Annotated in this window: 16 protein-coding genes; 6 read left to right on the forward strand and 10 right to left on the reverse strand. The window is 66.1% G+C overall.

Annotated elements, in window-relative coordinates; all coding sequences use genetic code 11:
• The first annotated feature begins 121 nt into the window (after nucleotides 1-121).
• Nucleotides 122-451 carry a DUF2513 domain-containing protein gene (locus NF616_RS11095; protein ID WP_252273327.1) on the forward strand — a complete coding sequence of 110 codons (330 nt, stop codon included), beginning with the start codon at nucleotides 122-124 and terminating at the stop codon, nucleotides 449-451.
• 13 nt (nucleotides 452-464) lie between these two features.
• Nucleotides 465-2,903: a glycogen/starch/alpha-glucan phosphorylase gene (locus NF616_RS11100; RefSeq protein WP_252273328.1), complete on the forward strand. Its 2,439-nt coding sequence runs from the start codon at nucleotides 465-467 to the stop codon at nucleotides 2,901-2,903.
• Between the two features lie 16 nt (nucleotides 2,904-2,919).
• Here the strand turns inward: NF616_RS11100 and NF616_RS11105 are convergent, their stop codons facing one another.
• The 10 genes from NF616_RS11105 to NF616_RS11150 form a co-directional block, all read right to left on the reverse strand.
• The gene (locus tag NF616_RS11105; protein ID WP_252273329.1) at nucleotides 2,920-4,029 is read right to left on the reverse strand and encodes a hybrid sensor histidine kinase/response regulator; all 1,110 of its coding nucleotides are present in this window, start codon (nucleotides 4,027-4,029) and stop codon (nucleotides 2,920-2,922) included.
• Complete coding sequence (locus tag NF616_RS11110; protein WP_252273330.1) at nucleotides 4,019-5,782, reverse strand: ATP-binding protein; 1,764 nt, start codon at nucleotides 5,780-5,782, stop codon at nucleotides 4,019-4,021. Before NF616_RS11110 ends, NF616_RS11105 begins: the two co-directional genes overlap by 11 nt.
• Entirely contained in the window at nucleotides 5,775-6,749 is a 975-nt protein-coding gene (locus tag NF616_RS11115; protein WP_252273331.1) for an ATP-binding protein, read from the reverse strand. Before NF616_RS11115 ends, NF616_RS11110 begins: the two co-directional genes overlap by 8 nt.
• A complete protein-coding gene (locus NF616_RS11120) occupies nucleotides 6,746-7,144 on the reverse strand; it encodes an ATP-binding protein (RefSeq protein WP_252273332.1) in 399 nt (132 codons plus the stop codon). Before NF616_RS11120 ends, NF616_RS11115 begins: the two co-directional genes overlap by 4 nt.
• A complete protein-coding gene (locus tag NF616_RS11125; protein WP_252273333.1) occupies nucleotides 7,104-7,529 on the reverse strand; it encodes an STAS domain-containing protein in 426 nt (141 codons plus the stop codon). Before NF616_RS11125 ends, NF616_RS11120 begins: the two co-directional genes overlap by 41 nt.
• Before the next feature lie 10 nt (nucleotides 7,530-7,539).
• A complete protein-coding gene (locus NF616_RS11130) occupies nucleotides 7,540-8,382 on the reverse strand; it encodes an STAS domain-containing protein (protein ID WP_252273334.1) in 843 nt (280 codons plus the stop codon).
• A gap of 193 nt (nucleotides 8,383-8,575) precedes the next feature.
• Nucleotides 8,576-8,971, reverse strand: a complete 396-nt coding sequence (locus tag NF616_RS11135) for a hypothetical protein (RefSeq protein WP_252273335.1) — start codon at nucleotides 8,969-8,971, stop codon at nucleotides 8,576-8,578.
• Between the two features lie 89 nt (nucleotides 8,972-9,060).
• On the reverse strand, nucleotides 9,061-9,303 hold the full coding sequence (locus tag NF616_RS11140; RefSeq protein ID WP_252273336.1) for a hypothetical protein: 243 nt from the start codon (nucleotides 9,301-9,303) through the stop codon (nucleotides 9,061-9,063).
• A 12-nt stretch (nucleotides 9,304-9,315) separates the two neighbouring features.
• Nucleotides 9,316-9,906, reverse strand: a complete 591-nt coding sequence (locus tag NF616_RS11145; protein ID WP_252273337.1) for an NAD(P)H-binding protein — start codon at nucleotides 9,904-9,906, stop codon at nucleotides 9,316-9,318.
• Nucleotides 9,907-9,908: 2 nt separating this feature from the next.
• The gene (locus tag NF616_RS11150) at nucleotides 9,909-10,121 is read right to left on the reverse strand and encodes a hypothetical protein (RefSeq protein WP_252273338.1); all 213 of its coding nucleotides are present in this window, start codon (nucleotides 10,119-10,121) and stop codon (nucleotides 9,909-9,911) included.
• A gap of 146 nt (nucleotides 10,122-10,267) precedes the next feature.
• Here NF616_RS11150 and NF616_RS11155 point away from each other — a divergent pair, with 146 nt between their 5' ends.
• The 4 genes from NF616_RS11155 to NF616_RS11170 are packed head-to-tail and all read left to right on the forward strand — an operon-like array spanning nucleotide 10,268 to nucleotide 14,790.
• A complete protein-coding gene (locus tag NF616_RS11155; protein WP_252273339.1) occupies nucleotides 10,268-10,408 on the forward strand; it encodes a PSPA7_2676 family Cys-rich small protein in 141 nt (46 codons plus the stop codon).
• Between the two features lie 59 nt (nucleotides 10,409-10,467).
• Nucleotides 10,468-11,349 carry a non-homologous end joining protein Ku gene (gene ku / locus NF616_RS11160; RefSeq protein WP_252273340.1) on the forward strand — a complete coding sequence of 294 codons (882 nt, stop codon included), beginning with the start codon at nucleotides 10,468-10,470 and terminating at the stop codon, nucleotides 11,347-11,349.
• A 10-nt stretch (nucleotides 11,350-11,359) separates the two neighbouring features.
• Nucleotides 11,360-13,915, forward strand: coding sequence for a DNA ligase D (gene ligD / locus NF616_RS11165; protein ID WP_252273341.1), 2,556 nt, complete (start codon nucleotides 11,360-11,362; stop codon nucleotides 13,913-13,915).
• 17 nt (nucleotides 13,916-13,932) lie between these two features.
• Entirely contained in the window at nucleotides 13,933-14,790 is an 858-nt protein-coding gene (locus tag NF616_RS11170) for an SDR family oxidoreductase (RefSeq protein ID WP_252273342.1), read from the forward strand.
• The last annotated feature ends 10 nt before the right edge of the window (nucleotides 14,791-14,800 follow it).

Genomic DNA, 14,800 nt, shown 5'->3' on the forward strand with positions numbered 1-14,800 from the left:
TAAGGTTGTGAGCCGGACGGCGCTTCGGGAGTTCCGCCTTTCTGGCCGCGCGCAGAAAGGTGGAACTAAGCGGGCCCGTGCGCACCCTTAGCTCAGTAGTACCTGAGGAGGGAACGCCGTAATGAAGAGAGACAAGCAATTGATCAAGGCCCTGCTGCTGGAGATCGAAAGCCGTGACCACGGCCATTACTTCGAGCCGCAGGCCTTTGCCGGCCACGACATCGATTCGGTGAAATACCACCTGCACCTGCTGCACCAGGCCGGGTTGGTGGAGTGCGAGCTGGAGCAGACCTGGGACGGCGAGCCGGCACTGATCGCCCACAACCTGACGTTGCCCGGCCACGATCTGCTGGACAGCCTGCGCGACGACGACGTGGCCAATGCCCATCCGGCGCCGCTGATGACGCAACCGGCCGACGCGGCTCGGGAGTCGCTGCGCCGCATCGCCTGAGGAGGAGGTGGCCATGGCTGCGGAGAACGAGGTCGCCGCGTTCAAGCAGAGCATCCTCGCCAAGCTCAAGTACGCGGTGGGCAAGGACGCGGGTAACGCCTTCGATCACGACTGGTTCGAGGCCATCGCCCTGGCCGCCCGTGATCATGTGATCGACCGCTGGGAGGAAGCCTCGGCGCAGATGGACCGACGCGGGCAGAAGCGCGTCTACTACCTCTCGCTGGAGTTCCTTATCGGCCGTTTGCTGGTGGACAACCTGAGCAACCTCGGCCTGCTCGAGGTGGCGCGCAAGGCTCTCGACGAGCTGGGTGTCGACCTCGAGCGCATCCGCCAGGTCGAGCCGGATGCGGCCCTCGGCAACGGCGGCCTCGGCCGGCTGGCGGCCTGCTTCATGGAGAGCATGGCCACCCTCGGTCTGGCCGCCCACGGTTACGGCATCCGTTACGAACACGGGCTGTTTCGTCAGGCGCTGGCCGATGGCTGGCAGCTAGAGCAGACCGAGACCTGGCTGGACTTCGGCAACCCGTGGGAATTCGAGCGTCCCGAGGTCGCCTACAACATTGGCTTCGGCGGCGCGGTGCTGAGCCAGCCGGACGAAGACGGCGTTCCGCACCATGTCTGGCAGCCCCTGGAGACCCTGCGCGCCATCGCCTATGACACGCCGGTGATCGGCTGGCGCCGTTCGGCGGTGAACACCCTGCGCCTGTGGCGGGCCCGTGCCGAGGAAGATCTGCAGCTCGACCGCTTCAACGCCGGTGACCATATCGGTGCGGTGGTCGACGTGGTGCGCGCCGAGAGCATCTCGCGGGTGCTGTACCCGGCCGACAGCACCGAGGCGGGCCAGGAGCTGCGCCTGCGCCAGGAGTTCTTCTTCGTTTCCGCCTCGCTGCAGGACCTGTTGCAGCGTCACATGCGCGAGCACGGCGACATTCACCAGCTGCCGGAGCGGGCGGCAATCCAGCTCAACGACACCCACCCGGCGATCGCCGTGGCGGAGCTGATGCGCCTGCTGGTCGATGAGCATCGGCTCAGCTGGTACGACGCCTGGCAGCTGACGGTGGCGACCCTGTCCTACACCAACCACACGCTGCTGCCCGAGGCCCTCGAGTCCTGGCCGGTGTCGTTGATGGAGCGCCTGCTGCCGCGGCACATGCAGATCATCTATCTGATCAACGCGTATCACATAGACGCGCTGCGGGCCCAGGACATCCATGACTTCGACCTGCTGCGCTCGGTATCGCTCATCGAGGAAGACCACGGCCGCCGCGTGCGCATGGGCAACCTGGCGTTCCTCGGAGCGCACAGCATCAATGGCGTGTCGGCGCTGCACACGGATCTGATGCGCAAGACGGTGTTTCGCGACCTGCACGACCTGTACCCGACCAGGATCAACAACAAGACCAACGGCGTGACCTTCCGCCGCTGGCTGTTCCAGGTCAATCCAGGGCTGACCGGGTTGCTGGTCGAGACCCTCGGCGAAGAGGTGCTCGATTCGCCGGAGACCGTGCTGCGCGGGCTGGAAAGCCACGCCGGCAAGAAGACCATGCACAAGCGCTATGCCGCCCTGCGCCAGCAGAACAAGGCGGCCCTGGCGGCCGTGGTGCAGGATCGTCTCGGCGTAGTGCTGGACACCTCGGCGATGTTCGACGTGCAGGTCAAGCGCATCCATGAGTACAAGCGCCAGCTGCTCAACCTGATCCACACCGTGGCGCTGTACCAGGCGATCCGCAACGAGCCGACCACCGACTGGGTGCCGCGGGTGAAGATCTTCGCCGGCAAGGCGGCGGCCAGCTACCACCAGGCCAAGCTGACCATCAAGCTGGCCAACGACATCAGCCGCACGGTCAACGACGACCCCACGGTGCGCGGCCTGCTCAAGGTGGTGTTCATTCCCAACTACAACGTCAGCCTGGCCGAGACCATCATCCCGGCGGCGGATCTGTCCGAGCAGATATCCACCGCCGGCCTCGAGGCCTCGGGCACCAGCAACATGAAGTTCGCCCTCAACGGCGCGCTGACCATTGGCACCCTGGACGGCGCCAACGTGGAGATGTCGGAACTGGTTGGGCGGGAAAACATGTTCATCTTCGGCATGACGGCGCAGCAGGTGGAGATGCGCAAGCGTTCCGGCGAGCTGAACATGACCTCGGTCATCGCCGGCTCCGAGCGGTTGTCGACGGCGCTCGAGGCGATCCGCTCCGGCGTGTTCTCGCCGGACGACCCGGCGCGCTACGTCGGCCTGATCGATGCGCTGGTGTACGACGACCGCTTCATGGTCTGTGCCGACTTTGACGACTACTGGGACACCCAGCGCCGGGTAGACGAGCTGTGGCAGGACCCGGCCCGCTGGTGGCGCGCGGCGATCCTCAACACCGCGCGCATGGGCTGGTTCTCGTCGGACCGCACCATTCGCGAGTACGCCAAGGAAATCTGGCGCGCCTTGCCCGGCTGAGTGCCGGGCAGGGCCGTCAGTCGCCGACGGCCAGGGGCAGCAGCACCTCGACCCGTGCCTGCTCGCCCTCGTTGCCGAAGCTGACCTGGCCGCCGAAGCTCTCGGTCAGTGCCTTGACGATCGGCAGGCCCAGCCCCCAGCCCTTGGTATCGCTCTGGCTGGAGATGAAGTAGGGCGTGGCCAGGTTGGCCAGCACCTCGGCCGGGAACGCGCCGTGATTGGTCACCACCAGCTTGATGGCCTTGTCTTCCAGGCTCTGCTCGATGCGAATGGGGGCCTCCGCCTTGCCGTGCTTGGCCGCGTTGCCCACCAGGTTGTCGAGGATGCGCAGGAAGGCCGAGCGGTCCCAGACCACCTGCGCGCCGGACTCGTCCATCTCCAGCTCGAGCGGATTGTTGAGCTGCAGGGCGAGATTGGCCACGGCGTCGCGCAGCAGGGTGGCCAGGTCCATGGGCTCGCTGATCAGGCGGATGCCGCCGCCCACACTGACGTGGGAGATATCCAGCAGGTTGGCGACCATCTGGTCGATGCGCTGCAGGTTGTCCTGCAGCACGCCGAGCAGTTCCTCGGTACGACGCTCGGGCTTGCGCTGCATCAGCCCTGTGGCCATCACCGCCGCCGACAGCGGCGAGCGCAGGTCGTGGCTGAACGAGCGCATGAAGCGCTCGAGCATGATCTTTTCCTTGCTCAGCTGCTCGTTGCGCGCCTCGGCCCAGTTGCGCTGGCGTTCGACGCGCTCGAGGCGGGTATTGCTCTTCATCAGGCTGGCGATGGTCGCCAGTACCTCGTCCGGGTTGATCGGGTGGGTGAGGTAGGCGCGGGCGCCGGTATTCAGGCCGGTGGCCTTGTCCTTGCCGCTGACGAAGGTGGCTGAGATGTTGATGATCGCCGGCAGTCGCGCGGGGCCGAGGGTCTGCTCGGCCTTCTGGATCAGCTCGAAGCCGGTCATATCCGGCAGGTTGATGTCGAGGATCACCAAATCCACGCCGTCGATCATCAGCGCCAGGCCCTCGGCGCCGGTGCCCGCTTCAAGAACCTGGAAGTTCGACTCGCTGGACAGAATCCTGCGCAGGACATAGCGGTTGGCTTCCATGTCGTCGACGATCAGGATCCGTCTAGTGCGCATCGCGTTGCTCCTCGGTCAGACGCCTCACCTGGTTCAGGACCTGTTCAGCGTAGTCGGGATGGGACTTGTGCAATATCGCCCGGCTCTGCCGTTGCAGGCGTTCGAGCAGCGGGCCTTCGAGCGGTTTGGCGGTGTTGATCAGCACCCGCGCGTGCATGCTCCAGTCCATGCTTTCGAGCAGGTCCTCGCCGGAAATATCCGGCAGGTCCAGGTCGAGGAAGATGATGTCCGGCCGGATGGCATGCAGCTTGTCGATGCTGGACGTGGCGCTGACCGCCTCGATGATTACCGGGTGGTAGGGCTGCAGCAGGCGCGACAGCAGATAGCGGTCGGCCTCATTGTCGTCAATCAGCAGCACGTTGATGCCGCTCAGGTCCAGCGGCGCCGGCTCCGCTCCGTTCTCGTCGTAGCGGCGGGCGAATCGCAGCAGGAAACGGCTGCCGCGTCCCAGCTCGCTGTCCAGGCTGATCTCGCCGCGCAGCAGCCCGGCCAGGCGCCGCGCCAGCGGCAGGCCTAGCCCGGTGCCCTGTACTTGGGACATGCCGGGGCCGCGCACCCGCAGGAACTCCTCGAACACTCGCGCATGGTTCTCCGGCGCAATGCCGACGCCGGTGTCCTCGACCATGAATTCGGCGCTGTGCTCGTCCGGCAGGTAGGTACGCACGACCACCTTGCCGGCCGGGGTGTACTTGAAGGCGTTGCCGATCAGGTTGCGCATGATCTGGAACAGGCGGTGGCGGTCGGTCTCCAGCGCCACTTCTTGGGAGGCGCCGACGATTTCCCACTCCACGCTCGGATGGCGCAGGCCCAGCGCGCCGGCGAACTGGCGCAGCTGCTCGACGAAATCGGAGAGTTCGAACTTCACCGGGGTGATCTCGATCCGGCCGGATTCGGCCTCGGAGAGGTCGAGCAGTTCGTTGACCAGCTCGGACAGCTCGGCGGCAGCATCGCTGATGAACGCCACCTGCTTGTACTGCTCGGGATTGAGCGGTCCGTCCATGCCCTTGAGCAGCAGCTTGCTGATGTTCTCGACGATGTTGATCGGCGTGCGGATCTCGTGGGTCATGTTGGCGAAGAAGCGGCTCTTCGATTCGCCGGCCTCGCGCAGTTCCTCGGTGGCCTTCTCCAGCTCCGAGTAGAGCGCGACCACGCCCTTGTTGGTGTTCTCCAGCTCGACGTTGGTGGCCTCCAGCTCCAGCTGCTTGCTCTGCAGCTCGGCGGTGGTCAGCAGCAGCTCCTTGCCGCGCACCTGTAGCTCGACGTAGGGATCGGCCACGCCGTCGCTCTGCAGCTGCTCGCGAATGGCCTTGAGCGAGGCGGGCGAGGGGAAGGGGCGCGGCGGGTGGATCGCCTTGCGGCCGCGTATGTGGGTGCCGGCGGCGGAGGTCTTGATGTCGAAGTCGTCCATCAGCCGCTGCGCGCCGCGCAGGCCGACGCCCATGCCAGTCGGCGAGACGTAGCTGCCGTCGAGGATCTGCTCGATGTGGGCGATGCCCGGGCCATGGTCTTCGGCGGTGAAGGTCAGCGCGCAGAGCTGTTCGACGGCGTTCTGCGCCAGGTCGAAATGGAAGAAGCCGCTGCCGGCGTACTGATAGATGTTGCGCGCCAGCTCGGAAACCGAGGTGGCGAAGCGGATCTGCTCCAGCTGCGACAGGTCGAGCCAGGCGGCAATGCGCTTGGCGCTCTGCCGGCAGTTGACCACGTCGACTTCTTCACGGATCTCGATCGAGACTATTCGCCTCGTTTTATGCATGTCTCACCACCACCAGGGTTGCGTCGTCGTTGTGCCGACGGAAGTCGCGGTGCAGCACCGCCGCGATGACCGCCGGATGGCGCCCGGCGAGGCGCGGATAACTGCCCAGATCGTGACGCGTGCTGATGCCGTCCGACGACATCATCAGCAGCGTCGTCGGCGACCAGGGGTAGCTGAAGCTCTGGATGCGGCCGATGCGGTAGCCTACCGTGCCGTTGCCGGACACCATGCTGCGGCTGCGACCGTCGTGCAGCACCCCGGCGATATTGCCCATGCCGCAGAAACGCACCTGGGCCTGCTCGGGCTGGATTTCCGCCAGCGCCACGGCGCCGCCGCGGGTCGGCATCAGCGCACGGTGCATGCGCTCGAGCAGGGTTTCCAGCGGCAGCGTGTCGTCGTGGTCGAGGAACAGGTCGCGGGCGCGGCGGCTGGCCTCATGGGCGGCATGGCCATGGCCGAGGCCGTCGCAGACCATGATGCGGTTGTCGCGGATCGCCCAGGCGTCGCCGCAGACCTCCTCGCCGGGGTAGGGCGTGCTCACGCCGGCCGAGATCAGCGGGCTGGTGGCCGGGTTCAGGCGGAACTGGGCGAACACCACGGTGCCCTGGCCTGGCTGGGAGTAGATGTCGAAGTGGTCGGACAGCCGGCTTATGGCGCCCAGGCCGGCGCCCATGGTGCCCTTGGAGGAATAGCTGTCGGCCAGGCAGCGAGCCACGTCGTCCATGCCGGGGCCCTTGTCGACGGCGAGCAGATCCAGCCGCTCGTCGTCCTGATAGAAGAGCAGCTCGCCGCCACCGGCATGCAGCACCAGGTTGCGCGCCATCTCCTGCACCACCACGCTCACGCGCCCCAGCAGGGTCTCGTCGGTCGTGAGCCGGCTGGCCTCGCGGATGACGACCCGGCGCGCGGCGTCGGCATGGGCGGTGTGGCTGACCGCATAGGAAAACTGCTTGATAACCTCGGTCATTTCCACTTCCACAGTTCCACCGTCGTGCCGGCGCCGGGCTGGCTCTTCAAATCGAATTCGTCAACCAGGCGGCGCGAGCCGCTCAGGCCCAGGCCCAGGCCGCTGCCCGATGTGTAGCCGTCGACCAGCGCGCGCTCGATATCGGCGATGCCCGGGCCCTGGTCGGCAATGACCAGGCGCACGGCCGCGCGACCGTCGCGGTTGGCGAGCTCGATCAGGCATTGGCCGCCACCGCCGTAGATCAGCGCATTACGCGCGATCTCGCTGGCCGCGGTGACGATCTTGGTCTGCGAGACCAGGCCCAGACGGGCTTCTTCGGCCGCCTTGCGCACCCGCTGGCGGATGATGACGATGTCAGTTTCCTGTTTCAGAGGGAGCGTCTGTGTCTTCGTCACTCTCGGGCTCCCCGGCGATTTCATCCTCGTTCACGCTGTTTTCCAGCCAGCGCATGCCTTTCTCGATATTCAGCGCGGTGGCGATGCCCTCCAGGGACAGGCCCAGTTCGACCAGGGTGATGGCCACGGCCGGTTGCATGCCCACCACGATCACCTTGGCGTCGAGGATGCGCGACACGTTGGCGATATGGGACAGCATGCGGCCGATGAAGGAGTCGACGATCTCCAGCGAAGAGATGTCGATCAGCACGCCCTTGGCCCTGTGGCGCACGATCTGCTCGGTGAGGTCTTCCTGCAGGTCCAGCGCCAACTGGTCGTGCATGTCGACCTGAATGCTGAGCAGCAGGTATTTGCCCATCTTGAGGATTGGAATGCGGTCTACCATGGCCGGGTCCTCAGCGCGCGTTGCCGACCAGACGGACGTTCAGCTCCTTGAGCGACAGCTTGAAGGCGTCGGCCAGGGAGGACTTGGTCACCACGTCGCCCAGTTCCACGCCCAGGTGGACGATGGTCGCGGCGATCTGCGGACGGATACCGCTGATGATGCAGCGGGCGCCCATCAGCTTGGCGGCGGTAATGGTCTTGAGCAGGTGCTGGGCGACCATGGTGTCCACGGTCGGCACGCCAGTGATGTCGATGATGGCGATGTCGGACTCGGTCTCGACGATCTTCTGCAGCAGCGATTCCATGACGATCTGGGTGCGGTTGCTGTCCAGCGCGCCGATCAGCGGCACGGCCAGCACGCCGTCCCACAGCTGCACCACCGGTGTGGAGAGTTCCAGCAGGCTTTCCTGCTGCTCGCGGATCACCGCCTCACGGCCGGCCATGTAGTACTCGACGCTGAACAGGCCGAGCTTGTCGACCAGCTTGTTGACCAACCAGACCAGATCGACTCTGTTGTCGTATTGGCTCTGGTTCTGGATCAGCTCGAACAGCGGCTCCTTGAGCGAAAACACGAAGGTCGCCGTCTCGGAGGCGGAGAAGCCCTGCCTGGCCTGGGTGCGGGAGAGTCGCTCAAGCTGTGCCTTGAGCGGCTTCCAGGCCGGCGCGTCGAAGTCGTCCGCGTCTTGTGCTAACGCCATGATCACGGCCTTGAGCAGGTCCCTGGAGTTGTCCTGGACATTGCGTTCGTCGATCAGGTCGAAGCGGATCCCAGCGGCGCGCTGGGCGCTCAGCCACTTGTCCAGGATCTGTTCTTCGTTCTGTTTGAGTAGCTCGGCAAGCTGAGAGACGGACATCGCTGATTTCCTTATGCGGAAGGTAGATTGAAACGCTAGTCAGGCCAGGCCCCTTATAACCGTATCAGGGGAAATGATCTATCCAACGGCAATATGAGATGGCTCAGGGACCGGCTGCCAGGGAAGGGAGTTCAACCTTTTCAGCGAAGCGGCGCAATGATCGGGGGCAGCCGTTCGGCGGCTGCGCCTCTGTTCAGATGAATCCGGGCTGATGTCGTTCGGCAACATAGTCCAGCGGCAGGGCGGCGGCCTTGATGAAGAAGGCGGCCAGTTCGGTTTCTATCAAGGTGTCGTTGATCGAGTCGAGCGCCGCCTGCAGACGCTGAACCTCGGCGCCGTAGGTCTTCTCGTGCAACACCAGACGGCTGTCGGGCACGGCGCGGATACGGTAGCAGCAGGGCGTGTTGTCGCTGGGGCGGCGCAGGGTCAGGCACAGTTCCAGGTGCTCGCCGTTGCGCAGTTCGGTGCTGGCCTGCAGGCCGTTGAGGTGGGCGTAATCCGCCGCCTGCTCGAAGTGCTGGGCGGCGCAGCTCACCAGGACCTGCAGCAGGGCATCGCGGAAGGCCGGCTCGGTCGCGGGTTGGTTCATGGTCGATTCCTCGTCTACATCGGTTCGACGTACGACCGGCGCGGGCGAGGGCGAGTGCCGGACATTTTTTGCGCGTGTTTTATAGGCGCTCAGCGGTGGGCGAAACGGTGTGCGGCGCGGTAGGCGGGGGCAAAGGCCGGGCGCGGCTGCTTGTGCCGGCGCGGCTTGCTGCGCCGCGCGGGCGGCGGCGCCAGACGCACCAGCGTCTCGGCCTGGCGCTCGTCGGCGTCGCGCGCATGGCGGCGGGCGATGCGCAGCATGCCCCAGAGCATGGCGGCGGCAACCAGGAACCAGGATGAAATGGCGAGGAGAATGACGGCTTCGGCTTCCATCGACCTTTCCTCCTACAGATCTATCTGCAGTCGTTGGTGGTGATGCAGCGCCAGGTCCAGCTCGTCGAGCATGGCCATGGCGAAGCGATGAAGGGGCAGGGCGGACGCGCCCGGCTGCTTGAAATCGTCGATGCCGAGGTCCTCATCGGACGACGGCGGCGCCTGTACCAGGGTCCAGGCTACCCTACTGGCCTTCAGCCGGTCGGTCAGGTGATGTACGGGCGACTCGGGCGCCAGGTCGCGGTCCAGCCAAGCGAAGTCGTCGACCACCATCAGGCGCTTGACCCCGGCGGTCTCCAGCCCGTCCAGCAGCGCGATCAGCGTGTTGAAGCGCAGGGCGAAGTCGTCCTGATCCTTCAACGCCACATCCAGCAGGCAGATGACGCCGTGCATGCCGGCCACGCTGCGGCTGACCTCGATAGGGTCGCTCAGCCCGCCACTCTTGGCCCGCAGGCCCGGTCGGGCGCGCTGCTCGTTGAGGTCGTCGAGCACCGCCGTGGCCTCGAACTGGCGGTGCAACGCCTCCGCCAGAATCGCACTGCCGAGGCTGCTGTCGCCGCCATAGACCAGCAGCTTGTACGTCGGGGTTTCCATGTTTCTCATGGTCAGGGCTGCTGGTAGTGGCCCGGGGTGAAGGCGGTGCGCTCGGGGTCGATATGGGTCACCTGCACGTCGGTGATCGTGGCGCCGCCGTGCTGCGTCTGCAGTCGCGCCAGCGCCTGTTCCGGCGTCATCGATTCGGCCTCATCCTCCACCGTGACGGACTGCGGCTGGTTGTCGAGTATGTAGCTGACCAGAAAGGCATTTTTCTTCGCCATTGCACTTCTCCCTGATGGCACGTAAGCGGTAGACCGTCGAACGGGCGCGCAGGGTCCATCAATTTATGGATAAAACCTTCGGCCGCGCCGCAGGGTCGATTGCGATAAGGAAACCTGGCGGCGCGTGCCGCGAAGGAGACTGGCAAATGAAACTCGCATGTCTGATCAACGGGTGTACATGGACCGCCGGCACCCTCATGGATATGGGCAAGGAAACCTTGCTGTGCCAATGCTGCAGCCGCTGCGGCAGCTTCCGCTATCTGCCGGGAGGCGACGCCTCCAGTTAGGTGAAACTTTCCCAGGCGGCGGCGGGTCGGCCATGTAGGTATCCCCAGGAACTACCGCCATGGCTCGAGCAATCTGGAAAGGCGCGATCAGTTTCGGCCTGGTGCACATTCCCGTCGCACTGGTGTCGGCCACCTCCTCGCAGGGCGTGGACTTCGACTGGCTGGACAAGCGCAGCATGGACCCGGTCGGCTACAAGCGGGTCAACAAGGTCACCGGCAAGGAGGTGACCAAGGAACACATCGTCAAGGGCGTGGAGTACGAGAAGGGCCGCTACGTGGTGCTGAGCGAGGAGGAAATCCGCGCCGCCCACCCGGAGTCGACCCAGACCATCGACATCTTCGCCTTCGTCGACAGCCCGCAGATTCCCCTGCAGAACATCGATACACCCTATTACCTGGCACCCGACCGGCGTGGCGAGAAGGTCTACGCGCTGCTGCGCGAGGCGCTGGCCTCCACCGGCAAGGTTGCCCTGGCCCATGTGGTGCTGCACACGCGCCAGTACCTGGCGACGCTGATGCCGCTGGAGTCGGCGCTGGTGCTGGTGAAGCTGCGCTGGCCCGCCGAGGTCCGCGGGCTGGAGTCGCTGGAACTGGGCCCGGCGGTGACCAAGGCCAAGCTGGCCAAGAGCGAGCTGGACATGGCCAAGCGCCTGATCAAGGACATGAGTGGCGACTGGCAGCCCGAGGAATACCAGGACAGTTTCCAGGACCGCATCCTCGAACTGGTTGAGCGCAAGGCCAAGGCCGGCAAGATCGAGGAGGTCGAGAAGGTCTCCGGCGGCGAAGAGCGCCGCAGCGCCGACGTCATCGACCTCACCGAACTGCTGCGGCGCAGTCTCGGCGGTGGTTCCGACGAGGAAACCAAGAAGCCCGCCCGCCGCCGTTCGACGACGGGCTCCGCCAAGACCACCAGCAAGACCGCCAAGACGGCGCGCAAGTAGGGGACCCTAGATGGCCAGGGCGCAGAGCGAATACAACCGCAAACGCAACTTCGAACAGACCAGCGAGCCCCGCGAGCAGCCGCGCAAGCGGCGTAGCAAGGCCGGTGCGCTGCGCTTCGTGATCCAGAAGCACGACGCCCGGCGCCTGCATTACGACTTTCGCCTGGAACTGGACGGCACGCTGAAGAGCTGGGCGGTGCCCAAGGGTCCGAGCCTGGACCCGCGCGACAAGCGCCTGGCCGTGCACGTCGAGGATCACCCGCTCGATTACGCCACCTTCGAGGGCAGCATTCCCGAGGGCAACTATGGCGCCGGCGACGTGATCGTCTGGGACCAGGGCATCTGGCAGCCTCACGGCGACCCGGCGGCGGCGTACAAGGCCGGCAAGCTCAAGTTCGCCCTGGTGGGCGAGAAGCTGTCCGGCGACTGGAGCCTGGTGCGCACCCACCTGCGCGGCAGCAGCGACAAGGAACAGTGGCTGCTGATCAAAGAGCGCGACGACATCGCCCGCCCCTCGGAGGAGTACGACATCGTCGAGGCGCAGCCGCAGAGCGTGATCAGCGGCGCCCTGGTGGGCGGGCCGAGCAAGAAAGCCACGCGGCAGGCCGCCAGCGTCCGCGCGGCGAGCAAGCCGAAGGCCGCCAAGCCCAAATCCAAGGCCACGGCGGAATTTCCCGACACCCTGGCGCCGCAGCTGGCCATCCTCGCCGAGCGCCCGCCGGAAGGCGACTGGCTCTACGAGGTCAAGTTCGATGGTTACCGCGTCATGGCGCGCATCGCCGACGGCGAGGTGCGCCTGTTCACCCGCAACGGCCACGACTGGACCGCGAAGATGCCAAAACAGGCCGAGGCCCTGGCCAAGCTGGACCTGCGGGACAGCTGGCTGGACGGCGAAATGGTGGTGATGAACGAGCAGGGCTTGCCGAGCTTTCAGCTGTTGCAGAACGCCTTCGAGATCGGCCGCAGCCACGACATTCTCTATTACCTGTTCGACGCCCCGTTCATCGACGGCGAGGACCTGCGCCAGACCCCGCTGGAAGAGCGCCGCGCCAGGCTCAAGCAGGCGCTGGGCTCGACCCGCGGCACTCCGCTGCGCTTTTCCGCCGCCTTCGCCGCCCAACATCAGGACATCGTCGAAAGCGCCTGCGCCATGTCGCTGGAGGGCGTGATCGGCAAGCGCGCCGGCAGCCTCTACGTGTCGCGGCGCAGCCAGGACTGGATCAAGCTCAAGTGCCGTCTGCGCCAGGAATTCGTGGTCATCGGCCACACCGCGCCCAAGGGCAGCCGCAGCGGCTTCGGTGCGCTGCTGCTGGCGATCAACGACGACCAGGGCCTGCGCTATGCCGGCCGGGTGGGCTCCGGCTTCGGCGAGGCGATGCTCAAGGATCTGCATCAGAAGCTGCGCCAGCTGGCGCGGGACGACTCGCCGCTGGCCGCGCCCCTGCGCGGCCCGGACGCGCGTGGCGTGAGCTGGGTCGAACCGCAGCTGGTGGCTGAAGTCGAATTCGCCGAATGGACGAACGAAGGCATCGTCCGCCAGGCCGCTTTCGTCTCCCTGCGCAGCGACAAGTCGGCGAGCGAGATCGTTCGCGAGCGGCCACGCCAGCCCGAGCAAGCGACGAAAAAGCCCGCCAAACCGGCGGCCAAGGCGAGCAAGGGCAAGCCCGGTCGGCAGGACATCGCCGGCGTGTCGATCAGCAACCCGCAGCGGGTCATCGACCCGGAGAGCGGCTCCACCAAGCTCGAGCTCGCGCAATTCTACGCGGGCGTTGCCGACTGGCTGCTGCCGTACCTGGACAACCGCCCGGTGTCGCTGGTGCGCGCGCCGGACGGCGTGGGTGGCGAACAGTTCTTCCAGAAACATGCCGAACGCCTGGCCATCCCCAACATCAAGCACCTGGACAAGAGCCTCGACCCCGGCCACGCGCGGCTGATGGAGATCGACAGCCTGCCGGCGCTGATCGGCGCCGTGCAGATGGGCACCATCGAGCTGCACACCTGGGGCGCCACCAGCGACCGCATCGATACGCCCGACCACTTCGTGCTCGACCTCGACCCGGACCCCGCGCTGCCCTGGCGCAGCATGCAGGAGGCGACCCGGCTGACGCTCACGGTGCTCGATGAGCTGGGCCTGCAGGCCTTCCTCAAGACCAGCGGCGGCAAGGGCATCCACATCATCGTGCCGCTGGCGCGCCGCGCCGGCTGGGACGAGGTCAAGGGCTTCGCCAAGGCCGTCGCCCAGTTCATGACCCGCCAGCTGCCGGAGCGCTTCACCGCCACGTCCGGGCCGAAGAACCGGGTCGGCAAGATATTCATCGACTACCTGCGCAACGGCCGCGGCGCCAGCACCGTGGCCGCCTATTCGGTGCGCGCCCGTCCGGGCCTGCCGGTGTCCGTGCCCATCGCCCGCGACGAGCTCGACGGGCTGCGCAGCGCCCAGCAATGGACCATCCACAACCTGCAGGAACGTCTCGACGGCCTGCGGGACGACCCCTGGAAGGGTTACGCCAACCGCCAGCGCCTGACCCGCGCCATGTGGCAGCGGCTGGACGCCGACCCCTCCTGAATCGAGAGGAAACTTTCATGATCGAAAAACAGAACATGCCCGCCCAGCACCAGGACATCCCCCACGGCAGCGAGGCGCACATGCACCCGAAGCCGATCTACATCGACGAACGCTACCGCGGCTCCGGCAAGCTGGAGGGCAAGGTGGCGATCATCAGCGGTGCCGACAGCGGCATCGGCCGCGCCGTGGCCGTGCACTTCGCCGAGGAAGGCTGCGACATCGTGCTGCTGTACCTCGACCGCGACGAAGACGCCAGGCTGACCCAGGCGGAGATCGAGAAGCGCGGCCGCCAGGTGCTGCCGCTGGCCGGCGACGTGGCCGATGCCGCGTTCTGCCAGAAGGTGGTCCGCGAGACCATCGGCAAGTGGGGCCGCCTCGACATCCTGGTCAACAACGCCGGCGAACAGCAGCCGCAGGAAGGCCTCGAGGACATTCCGCAGGAGCAGTGGGAGCAGACCTTCCGCACCAACATCTTCGCCATGTTCCAGCTGACCAAGGCGGCGCTGCCACACCTGGAGGAGGGCGCGGCGATCATCAACACCACCTCGATCACCGCCTACAAGGGCAACGCCATGCTGCTGGACTACTCGTCCACCAAGGGCGCCATCACCACCTTCACCCGTTCGCTGGCGCTGAACCTGGTCAAGCGCGGCATCCGCGTCAACGCCGTGGCCCCAGGGCCGATCTGGACGCCGCTGATCGTCTCCACCTTCCCGGCGGACAAGGTCGCCGGCTTCGGCTCGGACACCCCCATGCAGCGCCCCGGCCAGCCCTCGGAGGTCGCACCGGCCTTCGTCTACCTGGCCAGCAACGACTCCAGCTACGTCAGCGGCCAGGTGTTGCACGTCAACGGCGGCACCGTGGTCAACGGTTGAGCGGCAGATA

The sequence above is a fragment of the Pseudomonas subflava genome (assembly GCF_023823685.1).
GTDB classification, from domain to species: Bacteria; Pseudomonadota; Gammaproteobacteria; order Pseudomonadales; family Pseudomonadaceae; genus Aquipseudomonas; species Aquipseudomonas subflava.

What these genes read in the sequence shown, in the direction of transcription:
- NF616_RS11155 (WP_252273339.1), top strand. Translation starts at nt 10,268, where the DNA reads ATGAAACTCGCATGTCTGATCAACGGGTGTACATGGACCGCCGGCACC.
- NF616_RS11100 (WP_252273328.1), top strand. Translation starts at nt 465, where the DNA reads ATGGCTGCGGAGAACGAGGTCGCCGCGTTCAAGCAGAGCATCCTCGCC.
- ligD (WP_252273341.1), top strand. Translation starts at nt 11,360, where the DNA reads ATGGCCAGGGCGCAGAGCGAATACAACCGCAAACGCAACTTCGAACAG.
- NF616_RS11115 (WP_252273331.1), bottom strand. Translation starts at nt 6,749, where the DNA reads ATGACCGAGGTTATCAAGCAGTTTTCCTATGCGGTCAGCCACACCGCC.
- NF616_RS11150 (WP_252273338.1), bottom strand. Translation starts at nt 10,121, where the DNA reads ATGGCGAAGAAAAATGCCTTTCTGGTCAGCTACATACTCGACAACCAG.
- NF616_RS11140 (WP_252273336.1), bottom strand. Translation starts at nt 9,303, where the DNA reads ATGGAAGCCGAAGCCGTCATTCTCCTCGCCATTTCATCCTGGTTCCTG.
- NF616_RS11105 (WP_252273329.1), bottom strand. Translation starts at nt 4,029, where the DNA reads ATGCGCACTAGACGGATCCTGATCGTCGACGACATGGAAGCCAACCGC.
- NF616_RS11095 (WP_252273327.1), top strand. Translation starts at nt 122, where the DNA reads ATGAAGAGAGACAAGCAATTGATCAAGGCCCTGCTGCTGGAGATCGAA.
- NF616_RS11125 (WP_252273333.1), bottom strand. Translation starts at nt 7,529, where the DNA reads ATGGTAGACCGCATTCCAATCCTCAAGATGGGCAAATACCTGCTGCTC.
- NF616_RS11170 (WP_252273342.1), top strand. Translation starts at nt 13,933, where the DNA reads ATGATCGAAAAACAGAACATGCCCGCCCAGCACCAGGACATCCCCCAC.
- NF616_RS11145 (WP_252273337.1), bottom strand. Translation starts at nt 9,906, where the DNA reads ATGAGAAACATGGAAACCCCGACGTACAAGCTGCTGGTCTATGGCGGC.
- NF616_RS11130 (WP_252273334.1), bottom strand. Translation starts at nt 8,382, where the DNA reads ATGTCCGTCTCTCAGCTTGCCGAGCTACTCAAACAGAACGAAGAACAG.
- NF616_RS11135 (WP_252273335.1), bottom strand. Translation starts at nt 8,971, where the DNA reads ATGAACCAACCCGCGACCGAGCCGGCCTTCCGCGATGCCCTGCTGCAG.
- NF616_RS11110 (WP_252273330.1), bottom strand. Translation starts at nt 5,782, where the DNA reads ATGCATAAAACGAGGCGAATAGTCTCGATCGAGATCCGTGAAGAAGTC.
- ku (WP_252273340.1), top strand. Translation starts at nt 10,468, where the DNA reads ATGGCTCGAGCAATCTGGAAAGGCGCGATCAGTTTCGGCCTGGTGCAC.